Source organism: Rhizobium sp. P2_G2 (assembly GCF_056403555.1).
Genome location: NZ_JBFUFF010000032.1, coordinates 1 through 19,877 on the forward strand (window position 1 = coordinate 1; position 19,877 = coordinate 19,877).

The following is a 19,877-nucleotide window of genomic DNA, read 5'->3' on the forward strand; positions in this document are numbered from 1 at the left end:
GGTGCGGTACAGTTCGAGAGGGGAGCCGACCTGCTCGATCATGCCCTGATTGAGCACCACGATCCGATCGGCCAGCGTCATCGCCTCGACCTGATCGTGGGTCACGTAGATCATCGTCGCATCGACAATCTTATGCAGCTTGGCGATCTCGATGCGCGTCTGAACGCGCAGCGCCGCATCAAGGTTGGACAGCGGTTCATCAAAGAGGAAGAGGCGGGGTTCGCGCACGATCGAGCGGCCGATCGCGACCCGCTGGCGCTGGCCGCCCGACATATCCTTGGGGATACGGTGCAGCAATTCCTCGATCTGGAGCATTTTGGCGGCACGGGTAACGCGCTCATCGATCTCGTTCCTGTCGAGCCCGGCGATCTTCAGACCAAAGGCCATGTTCTTATAGGCCGTCATATGCGGATAGAGGGCATAGGACTGAAAAACCATCGCGACGCCGCGCTCGGCGGGCTCAAGAAGGTTTGCCACTGTTCCGCCGATGCGGATCACGCCGCCAGAGATCGGTTCAAGCCCGGCGATCATGCGCAGCAGGGTGGATTTCCCGCAGCCGGACGGTCCGACGAAAACGACGAATTCGCCGAACGGGATTTCGAGATCGATGCCGCGGATCACGGTCGCCGCGCCATAGGATTTCGAGACGCTCTCAAGGTGTAAATCAGCCATGTTCTCCTCCTCGACCGGTCAGGTGATGCAGTGCTCCAACTGCGGGCTTGCCAAATGTCGACGTCGACAGTAAATATCGACGTCGACATTTTGTCAAGCGCGGTTAGCGAGGCGCTGTCCGCAACAGGAGGAGCGAATGAAGAACAGGGTGGAATTGGATGCAGGGCGGGGATCGCGGTTCGAAATCTGGGCTCGGCAAAAGCCCGGGGAAGCTGGCGTCGAGAAGGGCGAGGAGACGTTCGTTCTGTGTGTCGGCGATTGGGTCGTTTACCGGATCGCGTCGCTGCCGCCCTATTTCCAGTTCTATTCCTATACGCATCATGCCGACGGCCCGCTGACGCTGGAATGGGACGATAACGCGATCGAAATACCGCTGTTCTACAGTTTCGATCCTGCGCAGGTGGCCGAGAAGGGCGTAACTTTCTTGGAAGTTCGCGAGGGTGGCGTCATCGCCCGGCCAAAGGCTGGCTGGCCGGATTGGTACGAAAGCGATCCCAACCGGCCACAGTTGCGGTTCTCACCGTTTCAGGCGTGGATGAACGATCCCAATGGACTGTGTTTCATCGATGGTCGTTATCATCTATTTTACCAATTCCATACCGTCGAGTCCGAATGGGGGCCGATGCACTGGGGTCATGCCGTCAGTGACGATCTCTATCGTTGGACCCATCTCCCGGTGTTCCTGCATCCGGAACAAAATCTTTGGTCGCTCGGTGCCACAGGTGGAGCATTCTCCGGCAGTGCCTTTGTCGACAAAGATGGCGCTCCAAGCTTCTATTACACGGAGCGCCTGCCAGCGTACGACCTCTTCAAGGACTACAAGGAAGTGCAGAAGAAGGTCGCGCCGTCTAACGACATGCTTCGCCCCGACGCCAACCGTTTGGTGCTCGTCGACGGTGCTCCTGGGAGCGCTCATGACTTCCGCGATCCCAAGGTCTGGTACGACGTCCAACGCCAAGCATACCGAATGGTGCTTGGAGCCGCGATCGACGGCGACCCCGCGGTGTTGCTCTATGGTTCCGAGGACGGCAATGATTGGCAATTCCTGTCGGTCCTCTATCGCGCCCCCGAACATTTCCGGCGGCACGGCGCGCGTTGCGTCGAGTGCCCGGACTTCTTCGAACTCGACGGCCGGTTTGTGCTTGTGATGGGTTTCGTCGGCTACACCGAGCCGGAGACTGGACGCCACAATCTCCTCTACGCTCAAGTCGGCAATTTTGCAGACGACCGCTTTAAGCCCCTATCCGAGGAGCTACAGGAACTGGACTTCGGTACGGATTTTTATGCGATGCAGAGTTTTCGGGCAAAGGAGCGCCAGATTGCATTTGCCTGGCTCTTCAATTGGGAATTCCGCAAGCCCGCCGGTTCGCCTTACAGCGGCGAAATGTCCCTGCCGCGCGTCCTCGGCCTCGATGCCCAATCGCACCTGACAATGATGCCGGAAGAGGGCTATCAGCGCCTGCGCTCACGCGCGCTTACGCAGACCGCGCCCTATCAATTCGCATGCGAACCCGATCGTCCGATTGAATTATCGTTGGCAGGCAATCTGGATGGAATTCAGATCACCGGGCAGAGCGTAGGTGGAGAGAGCTTCAGGCTGACGCACATCTCGGGCAGACTCGAACTAACGGTCGCCGAGGATACAGGTGATATCAGGTACCGTTCAGCACCACTAACGCTCGAACAGCTGACGCTGTTTTTCGACCGCGGAGTCGTCGAGGTTTTTGCGAACGGCGGCGCGGTCTGCGGCACACGTCGTACCTACAAGATCACAGGGCTCACTTCGCTCGAGCTGGTGCCGGCCGAGCCCTTCCACATCGAAACCTGCGAAGCGTGGAACTGTAACTCCGCGTGGGCGTGAATAGCGTGGGCGCCGACTGATTGATTTCAGTGCTCTTTTGTTCCAAGCTGATGTGCTTGATCCCCTCTGCCACCATCTTTTTCGGTTGGCTTTCGAGGTGTAGACCGTCCCCTGTTCCTCGGCCGTCCAGACGCCACCGTCTTATCTTCGCCGCCTCAGTTGGCCGGCGCGCTGGTTCCGAACAGGCCGCGCACAAACGCCAACGCCTTTGGCACCGCATCGGCTTTGGCATCCGCATTGGCCTCGACGCTCTGGCGCTTCTTGCCGGGATCGTCGAAATCATGGGTGGCCCCGGGATAGATCGTAATCGCAGTATCGGCGCCGAGCGCATGAGCGGCATCGACGAGCCGCCTGCAATGGGCGGCCGAGACCTCTTCGTCATTGTCGCCGCTGAAGACTCGCACAGGCGCATAGGTCACGAAGCGATTGTCGAACACGCCATGCAGGCCGCAGGCCGGATAGAAGGCGATGCCGCCGAGAAAGCCGTTCTTCGCCTCCAGTCCGACAGACTTCAGCGTTACATCGGCCATGCTGGCAAGCGTGGCGCTGCCGCCATTGGACCAGCCCTGAAGGGCGATGTGCTGTCCGTCGATATCGGGCCGCGTGCGCAGGTAGGCGAGCGCCGCATAGGCATCGAGCGGACGCACCGTAACCTCGTTCACAGCCTCGGGACGGTCGTCGTAGGAATGAATTGGAAAGCCGCTGGCAAAACCGCGAGGTCCGAAACTGTCTACCAGCAGCGCTGCATAACCGTGATCGGCCCAGAATCGGCCCCAGAACACGTGCCGCTTGGACAGGGTCGAGGCATCGAAAACCCCGTGGGCGGCGCTGGAATAGGGGCCGGCGCGGCCGTGCATCAAGACCATCGCTGGGATGCGGCCGGCAAATTTGGGTGGAAGGAACAAGTATCCGACCAGGTCTAGACCGTTCGGTCCAGGAAAATGAACCGTCTGAGGCAGGCTTTGCTTCTCAGCGCTCAATGCCTCGGCGCCAAGCACCGAGAGCATGAAGAGGCAGGCGGCAGCGACAAAGGAGAACAAGCGGAACATGCAATGACTCCAGGAAGGCGCGGCCATCGCCGCGAGCCCGTATGCTCTCGGGTAAAGTCGACCAAATCATGTCCCACCCGGGCATCTATCCGCAACGGCATACGCGGTCGGTTCTTCAACGTCATCGATCTCGTCAATTGGCCGGAAGTGGAGGCGAGCAGGAACGCACTGCCGATCATCGCACCCGTCTCGACCTCATTATCCTCGATGAGCTCGGCTATATGCCATTCGCCCAGGCCGGAGGGCAGCTGCCGTTCCGCCGGATCAGCGGCCAATGAGCGCACCTCCATCGTCGTCACCACCAATCTGGCATTCGGTGAATGGCTCAGCATGCAAGTCGCGTTCATTTTGCAATTGCACTTCCGAAATTTTCACAAGCCGGCGTCTCGTGATTGTTCTGGACATGTCGGAGCTTTGATGACCGTCATGTCGATATGTTTGTGTTCCGGATCAGCGGCAGCAACCGGTCGCCCTGGCGGCGGATTTCCGCAAGATACGGCGTATCGGACAGAACGAAATGCGTGATGCCGGCGTCCTGGTATTTGCGCAGCGAGCGGGCGACATCCTCGGCGGAACCGACCAGCCATGTGGTGCCTGCACCGCCGCCGCCGAACCTGCCCGGCGCGGTGTAGAGATTGTCGTCCAGCACGTCGCCACGCGCGGCAAGATCGAGAAGGCGGCGCTGGCCGACCGCCATCCCTTGACGATGGTCCTGCCAGCTGCCGGCTTTGCCTTCGGCCATCCTGGCGACCTTTGCTTCCGCATCCGCCCAGGCCTCACTCGTCGTGTCTCGCACCAGGGTGGTGATCCTGAGGCCGAATTCCAGTGGGGCGATGTCGCGGTCGAGCGTCTTGCCGAGTGTCTTCAACCGCTCTATCCGCTCCCGGACACCGTCCAGGGGTTCGCCCCAAAAAAGCTGGACATCGGCCTCCGTGGCAGCCACCCGCTCGGCCGCGGCCGAAGCGCCGCCGAAATAGAGTTTCGGATGCAGCCGCCTGCCGCGTGGTTCCAGCCTCGGCACGACCGTGGACCCGGCGACGTGGAAATGCTCACCGGCGAAGGTGACATTCTCCTCGGTCCAGAGACGGCGGATCAGCCGCATGAATTCCTTCGTCCGAGCGTAGCGTTGCGACTGGTCGCCTTCGCTGTCGCCGTAGGCGGCCAGCTCGTCCTGGCCGGACACAACGTTGACCCGCACGCGCCCGCCGCTCAACTGGTCAAGCGTGGCGGCAGAAGCGGCAAAGTGTGCAGGCTTCCAGTAGCCGGGACGGATGGCGATCAAGGGCTCGAACGTGGTGGTTCGCGCGAGAAGCGCGGTCGCGATGGTGAATGTATCGGGGCGACCCCAGCCGGTGCCGATCAGGGCACCCTTCCAGCCATGCTCCTCTATGGTCCTGGCATGCGCCGTCAGGGTGTCGAGGCTGTTATGGTCTTCCGCTGCAACGTCTCCGCGATGGCCCGCTTTGACGTCGTTGGGGATGTACCAGAGGAATTCGGAATGACTGCTCATGTTCACGCCAACCTGCGTCCAGGATCGTTGGTCGTCAAGCTGGCTGTTCGACCGTGGGAATATCTTGCGAGCCTGGCTTGCCGCCATCGCGCGCAAGCCTCGCCGCTGCCCGCTGAAAGGCGGCATTGAGCGGCGTCGCGACGCCGTGAAGCCGCCCGAGACGCACGATCTCGCCGTTCAGATAGTCGACTTCGCTCGATGTGCCGCGTACGAAGCTTTGCCATGTCGATTGCTGGCCGGGACCGGGTCCGCTACGCCTGACCTGCCAGCCGGAAATGTCGATCCCACGCTCCGAAGGGGCTGCAGGGTCGTAGCCGGCGGCAAGCAGGACATGTCGCGCTTCGGCCGCCAGCTCGGTTGCGGCTTGTGCGCGGGCCTCCGGTGGGCCGGCGAAAAGCTCGATGGCGTTGGCGACATTGTGCTGCAGCTTGGCGGCCTTCCAGCGGCGAATGTCCGGGCGGGCTTCGGCGAGGTATCCCGCCTTCGTCAGGTCGGAAACGATCGCCGTTGCCGTATCATCGAGGCCTTCAGGGTAGCGTCCGAGCGTGACGACGCCGACATTCGGCGCGGCATCCACGGCGACCTCGCCGGTCACGGTGTATCGCGCGGGGACGAGGATGCTGGCGGCATAGACGCGGGCGAAGCGCCGGAGCGCGATATCCTCGGCCGCCAGCCCGTTCTGAAGCGTCACCAGCGGCAGTTCCGATGCGAGGCCAGCGAGGCCCGCGGGGTCTGCGCCTTCGACGTCGCGCCAAGCCCAGAAGTCGGTGGCGGCTTCGACATCCTGCGCTTTGACCGTCAGGATGAGGATGTCGTCTGGCCTGAGCGCCGGTGGGGTTCCGGTGTCGATCGCGTTGAGCCGAACGATGCGCGTCTCGTTCGGGCGGCGATAGGACAGGCCGTTTCGAGCGATGTGAGCGATCTGCGCGCCACGTCCCACCAGAATATAGGGGATATCCGCGGTCTCGAACTCGGCGGCGAGGCTTGCGCCCACCGCGCCTGCGCCAATGATGATGTAGCGTGTCATATGTGTCTGCCAGGATCGAGATTGATTGCAGGCGGTTGCCAGCGCTTCACGCGGACTTCAGGATTTGCAGTTCTGCCGGATGCCGTACCACGGCAGCCTTCTCTCGATTCCACCGGTCGAAGGCGGCGCGGCCGAGCATCGATATGCATGTGTCCTCCTGTGGAGCGTGGACGAGCACGGCCTGAATGTCGCGAAAATGCCGTTCGAGCCCCAGGTCGGAGCCCAGGCCGGGATTGCCAAGGCCGCGCACAGCAATCTGGACCGCATCGCGCAACTGCCGCCCGGCAGTCAGGCGCGCCCGCACAAGTCTTTCCGGATTGCCCAAGCCGGTTCTGAGGGTGTCGAAAATGATCTCCCGGGCACCGGAGACGAGGAGGTCGATTTCGCCCGAGAGCGTGACGAAGCGCTCCGTGCGGGCGATCGGGTGGCCCAGATTGGTCGGAACCCGTTCATGCGCGAAGCGGATGAACGCCTCCTGCGCGGCTTCGGCCACACCGAGATAGATCGCCGTCAAGGCCAAAGTCATCGCCGCATGCGCCCGATTGTCCTGCTGGGCAACAGACGGATCGACGAGTTCCAGCACGTTTTCCGCCGGAATCGCCACGTCCGTATATTCGACGTCATGCGAACCCGTGGCGCGCATGCCGAGGCTGTTCCAGTTCTCGATCACGTGAATGCCGGGCAGTCCGTTCGGCACGACGAAGGTTCCGACCCGGGCCGGCGTTTCGTCGGTATGGGCCCAGACCAGAAAATGAGTCAGGCCGTAGGCGCCGGTGACGAAACGCTTGCGACCCGTGATCGACCAGCCGTTTGCGGTGCGACGGGCGCGGGTTGCCGGCAGGCCGCCGCGCGCGGGCGAGCCGAGTTCGGGCTCGACCCGGGCGGCATTGAGCAAGAGCGGCCGCTGCCTGCCTTCCGCCAGCAGGCGATTGTAGAGGCCCTCCGGCCAATGGCCTTTCTCCGCCTGGACAAGATGGCTGAAGATGGTCATGGCGCTGATCAGCGCGACCGACGGGTCGCCCCGTCCCAGGGCCGCCAGGATCTCGGCGGCGTCGTAAAGCGTGCCTCCATCGCCGCCGTGGCGGGTGGCGACAGTGCTTGAGAGCAGGCCATATTCATGAACGGCATTGATACCTGCCCAGGGAAACTGACCTGTGCGATCCGCCTCGGGAGCGTTGTCCGAAAGTACCTGTTGAGCCGCGTCGAGCGCGCTTTTGTCGTAGGGCATGTCGTTCAAGCCTTCTGATTATTCCAGCAGCGTSTCGGCGCGGTCGGGACCCGCGCCGCTCCCTTGTCGGCGGTCCAGCCGGGAGGATCAGGCGGCCGCCGATTTCTTGAGCGCTTCCCGCTCGCGAATGCCCTCCCGCACCAGCGGCAGGATGTAGCGGCCGTAATCGACCGCGTCGTTGAAATTGTCATAGCCGCGGATAGAGATGAGATCGGCGCCGAGATCGATGTAATCGAGGATCGAGTCCGCGATGGTGCGCGGCGATCCGACCAGCGCGGTGGTGGCGCCGGCGGCGTTGGTCGCGGTGACCGTCGGATACCACAGGGCGCGGTCATGCACATCGCCGCGCGCGGCTATGTCGAGCAGCCGCTGCGATCCGACATTGGCCGGGCGCGCTGCTGAAAGTGGCGAGCGCGAGAGGCCCTTCTCTCGGTTGTCCTTCAGCTGGTCCACGACCTTATGGGCCTTTTGCCATGCCAGTTCGTCGGTCTCAGCCACGATCGGGCGGAAGGTAACCCAGATGCGCGGGCGATCCGTCCGGCCCGCTTTGGCAGCTTCGGCATAGACCCGGTCGATCTGTTCCTTCGTCTCCTTGAGGGGTTCGCCCCAGAGGCCGAAAATATCGCAGAGCGCGCCGCCGATCCGGTAGGCGGCATCAGACGAGCCGCCGAGCGAAATCGGGATGGTTCCATGCGTGGGGCGCACCGCGCTGCGGAACTGCTTGAACTGATAGTGCTTGCCATCGAAATCGAAGGGTTCTTTCGACGTCCAGGCCAGGCGCAGGATGCGGATATATTCTTCCTGGCGTTCATAGCGCTCCTCCTTACTGAGGAAATCGCCTTCGCGCGCCTGCTCTTCATCATTGCCGCCGGCAATGAAGTGGACCACGACACGCCCGCCGCTCAGCTGGTCAAGCGTTGCCAGCGATTTGGCCGCGACCGTCGGATAGACGGTGTTCGGCCGCAGCGCGACGATGATTTTCAGGTTCTTCGTGTGCGCCAGCACGGTGGCGCCAAGCGTGAACGGGTCGAACGACGACGAGGAATAGGGCAGCAGGGTATAATTGAAGCCGTATTCGTCGAGCGCGCGCGAATACCGCTCCAGATAGCGGGGATCCACAGGCGCGTCGGGAATTGGGTTGAGGTCGTTCGATGCGTTGGGAAAGCTGACGCTGATGAATTCCGCGGTCATCGTGGGCTCCTATGGGTTGCCGTATATTTGTTGCGACATTGCTGCGCGGCAGCGCAGAGAGGAAGACTGGTCTTTCTTTATTTAGCAAAACTATAGAAAATGATCCATGATTGCCACCCCTGATTTGGTTGTGTCTGATAATTCTGCAGCACGCTCACCAAGACGGAGACCATCCCAGTGCCGGCGCAACGGTCTCGGCCAGATCGCCCAACAGTCGTAGGTTTTCGGCCAGACCGAAGGCGGGTGGCAGGAACAGGAGGACCTCGTCGGCTGCCGCCAGGCCCGGATCGGCGAACATGGCCTCGATCACCTGATCCGGCGTGCCCTGGAAGACCGGCGAAATCTGCGCCCCGGCGGGCTGCGCCGGCGGGGCAAGCGCACCCTTCGGACGGGAAGCGGCAATGCCGAGCGTGCGGCGCTCAAGGTCATAGGCGGCATATTTCTCGCGGAGCTCTGCGGTCGTGCCAACCAGGATCGAGGCGGCGACCACGACCGGTGGCGGCTCGCTGTCCCATATCCTGCGCCAGGTGCTGCGATAGGCCTCGATGATGCGGGCCTGGTATTGCCCGAAGCTCTCGCCTTCCGCGTGGTCGTGCTGGACGGTGCCCGAGATCAGCCCGATCCCGAGTTCGGCGGCCTGTATCCCTGAGCCAAGGCTGGCCGAGCCCTGCCGGATGCGGGAGCGCAGGGTAGGGCTGTGTGGCGTCACCCGCAGTTCGGCGCCCTTCGGCGCACCCTGACCCGGTTCGGTGACGGTATGCAGGACCTCGCCCGAGATCGCGGCGAGGAAACGCGCCTGACGGTGTTTCGCCTCCGTGCGGGCATCGGTGTCGACCGTGCCGAAGACGGCGTCGAAGGCCGCATTGGCGCCGGTCGAGATGGCGAGCTCCAGGCGGCCGTCGATCAGCAGGTCCGTCGTACCCGCCGCCTCGGCGAGCAGGATCGGGTCCTGGTAGCGCATCGGAATGACCGCTGACCCAAGCGTGATGCGCCTGGCATGCTGGCCGGCCGCGGCGAAGAAGGGCAGCGGCGAAGACAGGTAATGATCGAAATGCCGTTGATAGGCCCAGCCCGACTGGTAGCCCAGATGCTCGGCGGCCTTGTACAGTTCGATGCCGTCGCGTAGCCCTTGGGCTGCGCCGGCGTCGTCGTTGAAGGACACCCGGGTGTTGAAGCCGAGCCGGCTTTTCGGACGGAACGGCTGGGGCTCGGTTCTGGCAGGTGCGGTCATGTTCATGCGATCTGTACCTGATTGACGGTCCGCCGGGGTTGCGGCCTTGGTACGCCGGCGACCGGGGCGGCGCCCGACGGGATCGATTTCAGCAGCGATACGGTATAGGGCTGCTGCGGGTTGTCGAAGATGTCGCTGACGCGCCCCTGTTCGACCACGCGTCCGCGATACATCACGGAGACGGTGTGCGCGAGCTGGCGCACCAGCGCCAGGTCATGGGACACGAAGATATAGGTCAGGCCGAGATTGGCCTGCAGCGACAGCAGCACCTCGACGATATCGGCCTGGACGCTGACATCGAGCGCGGAGGTGGGTTCGTCGAGCACGATCACATCGGGCTTGAGGACCAGCGCCCGGGCAATCGCCACGCGCTGGCGCTGGCCGCCCGACAAGGCTTCGGGCTTGCGGGAGAGCAGATGCTCCCCGAGCCCGACATCGGCGAGCGCCCGGTGGACCTGCTCGGCCCGCTCTTCGCGGGTTCCGATCCCGAACCGGTCGAGCGGCTCGCGCACCAGTTGCTCGATCTTCCAGGTCGGGTCGAGCGAGGTGAAGGGATTCTGGTAGACGAACTGAAGCTGGCGCCAGACCGCGCGCAGCGACCCCTGCGAGCGGCCGGTGAGCTGTTCTCCCGCCACCGAGATCTTGCCGCTGTCGGGCTGGTCCAGCCCGAGCAACAGCCGGATGGTCGTCGTCTTGCCCGAGCCCGACTCGCCGACGAGCGCATGCGTGGTGCCGGCCGGAACGCTGAACGACACGTCGTCGACGGCCGTTACGGCCCTTCCGTCGACCGCAAAAGTCTTGGTGATGGCGCTGACCTCTATCTTCGGAGCCTTGCCCGTGCCGGCGTCGAGCAAACGGAAACCGAGATCGCGCAGGCGGGCATAGCGGTCCGGGTTCAGGGCCGGAACGTCGGCATGCAGCTTCCTCGCATAGGCCGAGGCGGGTGAGGAAAACACGGTCGCGGTGGTGCCGGCTTCCTGCACCACGCCATCCTTCAGCACGACCAGCGAATCCGCCCGCTCGGCGGCAATCGCCAGGTCGTGGGTGATGAGCAGCAGGCTGATATCCAGCTCATGCTGCAATCGCGACAGCAGGTCGAGGATGCGTTTCTGGATCGTGACGTCGAGCGCCGAGGTCGGCTCATCGGCGACCAACAGCGACGGACGGGGGAGAACGGCAAGTCCGATCAGCACGCGCTGCAGCATGCCGCCGGACAATTGATGCGGATAGGAGTCATAGACGCGCTGGGGATTGTCGAGCCCGACCTGGGCAAAGGCCTCCAGAATGCGCTCCTTGCGGATCGCCTTGTCGGGCTCGTCGAGGAGTGCCGCCGCTTCCATCGCCTGTGCGCCGATCGTCCGCACCGGGTTGAGCGCATTGCCGGGGTCCTGCGGAACAAAGCCGATGGTCCGCCCCCGAAGCGGCCGGAAATGGCGCTCCGGAAGAGCCAGCACGTCCTGGCCGTTAAGCTCTACGCGACCGACCGCATTTCCGCGGCTCGGCAGAAGCCGCAGCACTGCGCGGGCGATGGTCGACTTGCCTGATCCGGACTCCCCGATCAGTGCCAGGCTTTTGCCGCGGCCCAGTTCGAAGCCGACATTTCTGACGACCTCGTTGGGTCCATAGGAGACGGACAGGCCGTCGACCCGGAGAAGGCTGGCCGGTTGTTGCGGCTTCGGTCCGGCGGAGCCGGCGCGGAAAAAGGTCGTGCTCAGTCTGTCTTGCGTAACCATCGGCTGATCCTGTTCACTGAGAGGACGGTGGCGATCGTGACGAAGGCGGGTGCGTAGACCAGCCATGGCCATTTGGGATAATCCTTGCCGATCGAGATCAGCAGGCCCCAGTCGGAGGCAGGCGGCGGGTCGCCGTAACCGAGGAAGGCAAGGCTGGCGATCACCAGGATCGAATCGCCGAAATAAAGCACGGCGAGCGGCAGCACCGAGAGCGACGCATTCGGCAGGACGTGACGCCAAAGGATATGCCAACGCGAGCCGCCCAGAAGGTACGAAGACTCGACGAACGTCGCAGCCCGCGTCTTGATGACCTCTGAACGCATGACGCGGGCGAAGACGGCGACCGCCGAGACCCCGGTTGCGATGGCGGCATTGGTGGTGGCGAAGCCGATCGCGGTGACGACGATGACGGCAAGCAGGAATTTGGGGATCGCCAGCAGGACGTCGACGAGCCGGGCGAGTGTGGTGTCCACCCGGCCGCCGAGAAATCCAGCCAGGAGGCCGATAATGCCGCCGGCGACAACACCGATGGCAACGGCAATCAGCGCGCTCGACACCGAAGAGGCCGTGCCATAGACGACGCGGGTATAGAGGTCGCGCCCCAGATGGTCGGTTCCGAACCAGTAAGCAAAACTGGGCGCCATGAGCTTGTGCGCCGGCACGCCGTTGATGGGATCATGGCTGGTGAATAGGCCCGGCGCCAGGGACCAGGCGATCACAAGCGCCACGACCGCAAACGACAACGCCACGCTCACCGGCACGCGCAAAGCCGTCAGTCTTTTGGTCGCCGTGATGCGGGCGTTAAAATAGTCGGAAGCCATGCTCATGACGTCACCGCCCCGGAAACGCCGGCGGAGCTTTCGTCAGCGGTGGTTGGGGTACGCCCGGGTGCGCCGACAAGCTTCACGCGCGGATCAAGCAGCGGGTAGGTCAGGTCCGCAATCAGGTTGACGACCACAAAAACCACGGCCGCCAGCGAGAYGATGGCTTGCAGGACGGGCAGGTCCTGGCTGCTCACCGAGCGCTGCACGAGGCTGCCGATGCCCGTGCGTCCAAACACCGTCTCGGTGATCAGTGAGCCGCCGAGCAGTTCGCCGATGGTCAGCGCGATCACGGTGACGACGGGAAGGGAGGATGGCTTGAGCAGATGCCTGGTGAAAAGGCGCATCTTGCTCAGCCCGCGACTACGCGCGACGGCGGCATATTCTTGTCCCGATTCATGATCGAGATTGGCAATCAGCACCTCGGCGATCTGAGCGGAGATCGGGATGCCGAGCGTGATGGCGGCAAAAACGGTGGCCCAGAAGCTGTCCGGCTCGATCACCCGGAAGAAGCCGAACTGGAAGCCGAAGATGTGGATCAGAATCAGGCCCAGGACGAAATTGGGAACCGACAGGAACAGTGACGGAAAGCCGCGCAGCAGGCCCTGGCCGAAGCGCTTGGGAACGAACCGGGTTCCGTAGGAGATCGTCACCGCCAGCACCAGCGCGACGAGGAGGCCCGAAGCCGCCAGGACCAGCGTCGAGGGCAGCACTTCGCCTATCAATGTCGCCACCGGCCGATGCGACCGCATGGATATGCCGAGGTCACCGGTCAGGAAGCTGGAAAGGGACGACCAGAGCTGGACAAGCACCGGCTTGTCCAGACCTTGGGCGGCGATGATCTGCTTGATCTCGTCCTCCGTGAACCCGCTCTGGGGGTTGCGGAGGACGTTGGTGATCGGGTCGCCCGGCAGGATGCTGACGACGACGAAGGTAAAGACATAGGCCAGCAGGATCACGATGACCGCCTGGACGAAACGCTTTGTGGCGTAGGTTCGGTAGGCACTGTTCATGCCGGTCGCCCTCCTTCGCGGTTACACGGTGGTTTTCGTTGCCGTGTAGTAGCTGGCATAGGCGACGCCGTTATAGGTCACGCCCTTGAGGTTCGGAGACTGCACATAGATGCGCTGGACGATCTGCGTTCGCGGAATGAAGTAGCCCTGTTCGAGGACGTATTTCTGCAGCTCGTCGAGCAGCGGCTTGCGGATGTCGACGGAGCCGGCGCTTGCGATCTTGTCGCGCAGATCGTTGAGCACCTTGTCCCGCTCATCGAGGGCGAACCAGTTCTCACCATTGTTGGCATTGGTCAGGATGCCGGCGACGGTACCGGCGTCGATGAAGCTGCGCGTCACCTCGTAGGCCGGCACGGCCGGGCCGCCATACTTGACCTTTTCGCCGAACGTCACGACGTCATAGGCCCGGATGCTGACCTTCCAGCCGATCTTGCCGAGCTGCTGGGCAATGAGCTCATCGACCGATTTCGACGTTGCCAGATAGGGATTGGAGTTGAGAGCCAGCTCCAGCGGCTTGCCGTCCTTGGCGCGGATGCCGTCGGCGCCCTTGACCCATCCGGCCTCGTCGAGGAGTTTTTCCGCCTTGGCGGGATTGTAAGTAAGAAGATCGCTGTGGTCGGTCGCGCCGGGCACGTTGCTCTGGATGAAGGACGTCGCCAGCTTCCAGTCGGGCGTATAGACGGTGTCGATGATCTCCTGGCGATTGATGGCGGCCTGCAGAGCCTGGCGTACTTTCAGGTCGTCATAGGGCGCGAGCTTGGTATTGATTGCCCAACCGTTGACGAAACCGAGATAGCGCGGCGTCGCGATGACGAAGCCCGCCTCCTTGAGGGACTGCAGTTCCTGCGGAGAGGCATTGTAGGCGATATCGGCCTGACCGGACTGGACAGCGGCGACGCGCAGCGAGGGTTCGTTGACCAGCTTGTAGGTGATTGTGTCGAGATGGGCCGGGCCGGTATGACCGACGGCCGCCGGCCCCCAATTGTAGTCCTTGCGCTTGACCAGTTTGACGAAATCGCCGTCCTTCCAAGAATCGACCACATAGGGGCCGCTGCCGGATGTTTTGCTCAGGTCCGCTTGGTCTGTGGCGGGCTGCGCGATGGTTTTGGGAGAAATCAGGATCGAGCCATGGTAGCCGAGCGTCGGGATGAAGCCGAGCGTCGGCTTCTTGAAGAACACCTTCACCGTGGCCGCATCAACCGCCTGGGAATGATCATAGGTCTTCGGGAACAGGCCGATCGGGTTGATGCCCTCCTTCTTGCGGCCGGCATACCAGATGTCGAGATTGGCGACCACCGCCGATGCATCGAGCGGGGTTCCGTCGGAGAAAGTCACACCCGGCTTGAGGTGAAGCGTAAATTCGGTCGCCTTGTCGTTCTGCTCCCAGCGTTCTGCGATCCAGGGGCTGACCTTGCCCTCGGCATCGACATAGATGAGCTTATCGGTCACATGGCCCCAGATATGGCCCTGGAAACTGGAGATGGCGCTGTTGTTCGGTACCCAGGTGTCACCAAGCGAATCGATGAGGAAGATGATGTCGCCGCCCTCGGCCGGGTTGTCTGCAGCCAGGACCGGACTGAACCCCACTGAGCTGATCACAGAGGCGGCTACCAGTGCGGAGGTGGCGGCCAGCAGGCGGCGCCGGGAGAGAGAAAGCGTGAAAGTGCGGTCGGTCATGATGCGGTCCTGTCTTGGTTGCCGAGCGGATCATGATGCACACCCTAGCATGGAAAATCGGAAGAGAAAGACAGGTTATTCTTTTTACACTAAATTTATAGATTTTATTTTCGCGGCCCGAATGATGAGGAGAATCGACTTTTCCGGGCTGGTGGGATCTGGACGACGCGGTTTGCTACAACTCTAAGGTCGATTGACCGATTGGGAAGCCGCCGGATCATTCATGCTCTCGCTCCCCTGGCTAGAGGGTTGGTGATCATCCGCGAACCGCATTTCCTGGAGAATCCGTACCGGCGGCAGCTCGCCATCGAACCGCTCGACCTCGACCCGGGTAAGCTGTCCGGTGCAGGCCTGCGCCAGCTGGGAAGTTCCGATATCGCGGGTGAGGATGTTCGGGTTACCGTGGATGCACATGGCCTTGCCGGCGCTCGGATCGTCCGGTTCGAACCATGCCCCCGTGGCGAGCTGCATCACCCCCCGCCGGACGCTTTCGCTGAGGATAGCCGCCGCCAGGCAGGCGCCGCGCGCGTTGAACAGCCTGACAATGTCGCCATCCGAGATGCCCCGTTCGGCAGCATCGGCCGGGTTGATGCGAATGGGTTCCCGCCCTTTGATCTTGGTCGAGCGGCTGAACTCGCCGTAGTCCAGTTGACTGTGCAGCCGCTGGTACGGCTGATTGCAGACCAGATGGAGCGGATAGGCGTTTTCATCGGCCGCTGCTTCCGCCCTAGGCGGGTACCATCGCGGATGACCACGGCAATCGTCATAGCCGAAGCTGTCGATCACCTGCGAAAAGATCTCGATCTTGCCGGACGGGGTTGGCAGCGAGGCTCCGACCGGGTCCTCTCGAAAGGCGCTCGCCGGGCCGCCATCGTCGGGTTGAAGCGGCAGCAGCAGCTCTCCGCGTTCCCAGAATGTCTCAAAGTCGGGCGCCTCGTGCCCGCTTGCCGCGAGCGCCTGGCGCGTCGGCTCGTAGAGCAGAGCAAGCCATTCCCTGCTTGTCCGATTTTCGGTGAATGCCTCGAATGTGCCAAGACCCTGCGCTATTGCCGAGAAGATCTCATAATCGTCCCGCGCTTCGCCGACCGGCTCGATCAGCTTCTTCATCGCGATCATCAGCGGGTCGCCCTGGGCCGCGCCGATATCGTCGCGCTCGAGCGTCGTCGTGGCAGGCAGGAGGATGTCGGCGTGGCGTGCCGAAGACGTCCAGGCTGATTCATGGACGATGATCGTATCGGGCCGCCTGAATGCCGCCCGCAGCCGGTTGAGATCCTGGTGGTGGTGAAACGGATTGCCGCCCGCCCAATAGACGAGCCGGATATCGGGATAGTGGAGCGCTTGGCCGTTATAGTTGAATGCCTGGCCAGGATTGAGCAGCATATCGGCAATACGTGCGACAGGAATGAAATCCGAAACTGAGTTCCGGAATTGCCCGAAGGTGGGCAGGGGAACGGCGAGCTGCCGTTTGCCGGTATTGCCCAAGGCTCCCAGAGAATACGAATAGCCGCCGCCGTCCAGCCCCATCTGTCCGAGCATGGCGGCCAGCGTGATGCCCATCCAGACCGGCTGCTCGCCATGGTCGGCGCGTTGCAGCGAATGGCTGACGGTGACCAGCGTCCGAGAGCCTGCCATGGCCCGCGCCAGATCCTTGATGACATCGGAGCCGATGCCGCAGATGCCGGATGCCCATTCCGGCCGCTTTTCCACACCATCGGTTCGGCCGAGGAGATAGTCCTCGAAACGCTCATAGCCGGTGGTATAGCAGTCGAGAAAACTGCGATCGTGCAAGCCTTCGCTGACCAGCACATGCGCCAGCCCGAGCATCAGCGCGACATCGGCGCCGGGCTGGATCGCCAGCCATTCCGCATTGGCTTCAGGAAGGAAATCATCGCGCAACGGGCTGACGAGCACGAAGCGCGCGCCGCGCGCGCGGGCACCTTTGAGCCTGTCGGGCACGATATGCCGGCTGTTGCCGCCGCCATGCACATCCACATTCTTGATCGCCATGCCGCCGAAGGCGACGACCAGTTGGGTGCTTCGCTCGATTGCGTCCCAGGTGACGCTCTTGCGCTCGAAATGGTCGTACGGTCCGAGCACATGCGGAATGATCACCATCGCCGCACCGGAACTATAGGTGTTGACGGATCGCACATAGCCGCCCAGCAGGTTCAAGAAGCGATGAACCTGGCTTTGAGCGTGGTGAAACCGCCCGGCGCTGGCCCAGCCATAGGACCCTCCGAACACTGCCCCGGGTCCAAAGTCTCGATAGACGCGCCGAAGCTCATTGGCGACAAGGTCGAGCGCTTGCGGCCAACTGATTTCCACAAAGTCATCTGCGCCGCGCTTCTGCGCATTGCCGGGTTTCCCTTCAAGCCAGCCACGCCTGACCGCCGGGCGCCGGATGCGAACAGGACTGTCGGCAATCGCAGGCAGGTTGCCCAGCAAAGGCGACGGATTTGGATCGTCGGGATGGGCGCGGATCTCCAGTTTTCCGTCCCGATGGCGGCCGGAGAACGCTCCCCAATGTGAGCTATGGGTCTTGAACATAGTCATGGCGCGGTTTCCGGACACAAAATCCTAGCCGGGCAAGATCTTGCCCGGATTCATGATCCCCCTGGGATCGATAGCGTTCTTGATCACGGCCATGAGGTCGACGGCATCGCCGTGTTCCTGGCGGAGATAGGCAATCTTGCCCGTGCCCACGCCGTGTTCGCCGGTCGAGGTGCCGCCGACCGAGATCGCATATTGCACCATCTTCTTGTTGATGGCTGCGACCGCCTCGATTTCCCGGGCATTCGCCGGGTCGACGGCAAAGACGACATGATAGTTGCCGTCGCCGACATGGCCGAGAATGGCTGATGGAACGGGACAATCCTGAAGAAGCGCGCGCGTCCTGACGATGCAGCCGCTGAGTTCGGAGACCGGCACGCAGACATCCGAGGACCAGCCCTTGGCATTCGGCCGCTGCGAGACGACGGCATAGAAGGCATTGTGGCGCGCCTTCCACAGCCGGTTGCGCTCTTCCGGCGCATTGGCCCATTCGAAATCCTTGCCGCCATGCTCCTCGACGATCGCTGCCACCATCTCAACCTGTTCCTGCACGCTCGCCGGCGAGCCGTGGAACTCGAAGGCGAGCGTGTCCTCGATTTTCAATGAAAGATTGGAATAGGCGTTGACGGCCGCGATCAGGCCGCGCTCCATCAATTCCATGCGCGCCACGGAAATTCCGAGCTGCACGACCGCAATCGCCGCATCGACCGCCTGTTCGACGCTTTCGAACGAGCACAGCGCCGCCGAAATCGTCTCCGGAATGCCGTAGAGCCTGACCGTCACTTCGGTGATGATGCCGAGCGTTCCCTCAGATCCCACAAATAGTCGGGTGAGGTCATAGCCGGCCGACGATTTTCGCGCCCGGCCGCCGGTGCGGATGATCTGGCCGGTCGGAAGCACAACGGTGAGCGCCAGCACGTTCTCGCGCATGGTGCCGTAGCGCACCGCATTGGTGCCGGAAGCGCGCGTCGAAGCCATGCCGCCCAGCGAGGCATTGGCGCCCGGATCGATGGGAAAGAACAGCCCCATATCCCGCAGGTGAGTGTTGAGCTGTTCGCGGGTCACGCCGGCCTGGACCGTGCAATCGAGATCCTCGGCGCTGACGCGGAGAATCTTGGACAGGCGCGTGAGATCGATGGAGACGCCGCCGCGCACCGCCGTCAGATGCCCTTCGAGCGATGTGCCGGCGCCATAGGCGATGACCGGAGTGCTCTCCGACGCGCAGAGGCGAACCGCCTCGGCCACCTCTTCGGTGCTTTCGGCAAAGACCACGGCATCGGGGATTTCGGGCGTGTGATGCGATTCACCGCGGCCATGCTGTTCGCGCAGCGCCTCAGCGGTGGAGAATCGGTCGCCGAAGCGGCTGCGAAGCGCCTCGGCAAGAGCGGGAGAAAGCGCGCTCATCGGCCGTCAACATGCTTGCCTGCGCCGGTATCGACGGGCGTGTCGCCCGGCTGGCCCCATTCGGTCCAGGCGCCGTCATAGATCGCGACATCGTGCTTGCCGGCCAGATGCAGTCCGAAGGCCAAGGCCGCGGCGGTGACGCCCGAGCCGCAACTTGCAATGACCGGTTTCGAGAAATCGAGGCCGGCCGTTTCGAACGCCTTGCGGATCTCCGCCACGCCGAGAAGCGCACCGGTCGCCGGGTCGGTGAGGGCATTGAAGGGAAGATTGAGGCTGCCGGGAATATGGCCTGAACGCAGGCCCGGCCGCGCCTCCTTTTCCTCCGCCGTGAAGCGGCCGGCAGAGCGTGCGTCGATGACCTGCTCGGCGCGGCTTTGCAGATTGGCGAGGACCTTTGCCTTCGATCGTACCGCGGCCGGGTCGAACGTGGCGCGGAAACGTGCGTTGGCGGGCACGGCAATTTCGTCGGTCACCGGACGGCCCTCGGCCAGCCATTTCTTCAGCCCGCCATCGAGGATCGCGACCTTGTCATGGCCGAAGGTGCGCAGGGTCCACCAGACGCGGCCGGCGGACATCAGGCCCGGCGTGTCGTAGACCACGACCACAGTGTCATTCGAAATGCCGAGTTCGGCGGCATGGTGCTCGAAGGCGGCGGCGGATGGCAGCATGTGCGGTAAAGTCGTCTCGTGATCGGCAATCGCGTCGATATCGAAGAAACGCGCGCCGGGGATATGGCGCTGGGCAAAATCCTCTGCAGCGATCGGCGTTACCCCCTGCAGCTTGAAGGAACCATCGAGAATGACGAGATCGGGATCGTCGAGATGCGCTGCCAGCCATTCGGTGGAGACAAGGGCGTTCGCGAGAGGGAGAGACATGAAAAACTCCGGAGCAACGGTCTGGGGTGCGGCAA

Annotated in this window: 15 protein-coding genes and 1 pseudogene; 2 read left to right on the forward strand and 14 right to left on the reverse strand. The window is 62.9% G+C overall.

Going from position 1 to position 19,877, the window contains the following annotated elements; genetic code table 11:
* On the reverse strand, window positions 1–672 hold a 672-nt coding region (locus tag AC1D06_RS21505), incomplete at its 3' end, for an ABC transporter ATP-binding protein (protein WP_477987864.1).
* Window positions 673–808: 136 nt separating this feature from the next.
* On the opposite strand from AC1D06_RS21505, the gene AC1D06_RS21510 reads away from it, so the two are divergent.
* Window positions 809–2,533, forward strand: a complete 1,725-nt coding sequence (locus tag AC1D06_RS21510) for a GH32 C-terminal domain-containing protein (protein WP_477987865.1) — start codon at window positions 809–811, stop codon at window positions 2,531–2,533.
* 155 nt (window positions 2,534–2,688) lie between these two features.
* Here the strand turns inward: AC1D06_RS21510 and AC1D06_RS21515 are convergent, their stop codons facing one another.
* Complete coding sequence (locus tag AC1D06_RS21515; RefSeq protein WP_477987866.1) at window positions 2,689–3,582, reverse strand: dienelactone hydrolase family protein; 894 nt, start codon at window positions 3,580–3,582, stop codon at window positions 2,689–2,691.
* 78 nt (window positions 3,583–3,660) lie between these two features.
* Between AC1D06_RS21515 and AC1D06_RS21520 the strand changes: the two are divergent.
* A pseudogene (locus AC1D06_RS21520) lies at window positions 3,661–3,915 on the forward strand (ATP-binding protein); the annotation flags it as partial.
* Between the two features lie 91 nt (window positions 3,916–4,006).
* Here AC1D06_RS21520 and AC1D06_RS21525 read toward each other — a convergent pair.
* The 12 genes from AC1D06_RS21525 to sseA all read right to left on the reverse strand — a co-directional run bounded on the left by AC1D06_RS21525 (window position 4,007) and on the right by sseA (window position 19,842).
* On the reverse strand, window positions 4,007–5,092 hold the full coding sequence (locus tag AC1D06_RS21525) for an LLM class flavin-dependent oxidoreductase (protein ID WP_477987867.1): 1,086 nt from the start codon (window positions 5,090–5,092) through the stop codon (window positions 4,007–4,009).
* A gap of 34 nt (window positions 5,093–5,126) precedes the next feature.
* Window positions 5,127–6,119, reverse strand: a complete 993-nt coding sequence (locus tag AC1D06_RS21530) for a ketopantoate reductase family protein (protein WP_477987868.1) — start codon at window positions 6,117–6,119, stop codon at window positions 5,127–5,129.
* A gap of 46 nt (window positions 6,120–6,165) precedes the next feature.
* On the reverse strand, window positions 6,166–7,347 hold the full coding sequence (locus AC1D06_RS21535) for an acyl-CoA dehydrogenase family protein (RefSeq protein WP_477987869.1): 1,182 nt from the start codon (window positions 7,345–7,347) through the stop codon (window positions 6,166–6,168).
* Window positions 7,348–7,434: 87 nt separating this feature from the next.
* Window positions 7,435–8,538, reverse strand: coding sequence for an LLM class flavin-dependent oxidoreductase (locus AC1D06_RS21540; protein WP_477987870.1), 1,104 nt, complete (start codon window positions 8,536–8,538; stop codon window positions 7,435–7,437).
* Between the two features lie 154 nt (window positions 8,539–8,692).
* Entirely contained in the window at window positions 8,693–9,775 is a 1,083-nt protein-coding gene (locus tag AC1D06_RS21545; protein WP_477987871.1) for an LLM class flavin-dependent oxidoreductase, read from the reverse strand.
* Complete coding sequence (locus AC1D06_RS21550; protein WP_477987872.1) at window positions 9,772–11,502, reverse strand: ABC transporter ATP-binding protein; 1,731 nt, start codon at window positions 11,500–11,502, stop codon at window positions 9,772–9,774. Before AC1D06_RS21550 ends, AC1D06_RS21545 begins: the two co-directional genes overlap by 4 nt.
* On the reverse strand, window positions 11,481–12,329 hold the full coding sequence (locus tag AC1D06_RS21555) for an ABC transporter permease (RefSeq protein WP_477877422.1): 849 nt from the start codon (window positions 12,327–12,329) through the stop codon (window positions 11,481–11,483). The genes AC1D06_RS21550 and AC1D06_RS21555 overlap by 22 nt, the downstream gene beginning before the upstream one ends.
* A complete protein-coding gene (locus tag AC1D06_RS21560) occupies window positions 12,326–13,336 on the reverse strand; it encodes an ABC transporter permease (protein ID WP_477987874.1) in 1,011 nt (336 codons plus the stop codon). Before AC1D06_RS21560 ends, AC1D06_RS21555 begins: the two co-directional genes overlap by 4 nt.
* Window positions 13,337–13,357: 21 nt before the next feature.
* Window positions 13,358–15,013 (reverse strand): ABC transporter substrate-binding protein, encoded by a 1,656-nt coding sequence (locus AC1D06_RS21565; protein ID WP_477987875.1) that lies wholly within the window; start codon window positions 15,011–15,013, stop codon window positions 13,358–13,360.
* Between the two features lie 183 nt (window positions 15,014–15,196).
* Entirely contained in the window at window positions 15,197–17,566 is a 2,370-nt protein-coding gene (locus AC1D06_RS21570; protein WP_477987876.1) for a molybdopterin guanine dinucleotide-containing S/N-oxide reductase, read from the reverse strand.
* 24 nt (window positions 17,567–17,590) lie between these two features.
* Window positions 17,591–18,967: an FAD-binding oxidoreductase gene (locus tag AC1D06_RS21575; RefSeq protein WP_477987877.1), complete on the reverse strand. Its 1,377-nt coding sequence runs from the start codon at window positions 18,965–18,967 to the stop codon at window positions 17,591–17,593.
* Entirely contained in the window at window positions 18,964–19,842 is an 879-nt protein-coding gene (gene sseA / locus AC1D06_RS21580) for a 3-mercaptopyruvate sulfurtransferase (protein WP_477987878.1), read from the reverse strand. Before sseA ends, AC1D06_RS21575 begins: the two co-directional genes overlap by 4 nt.
* Between the last annotated feature and the right edge of the window lie 35 nt (window positions 19,843–19,877).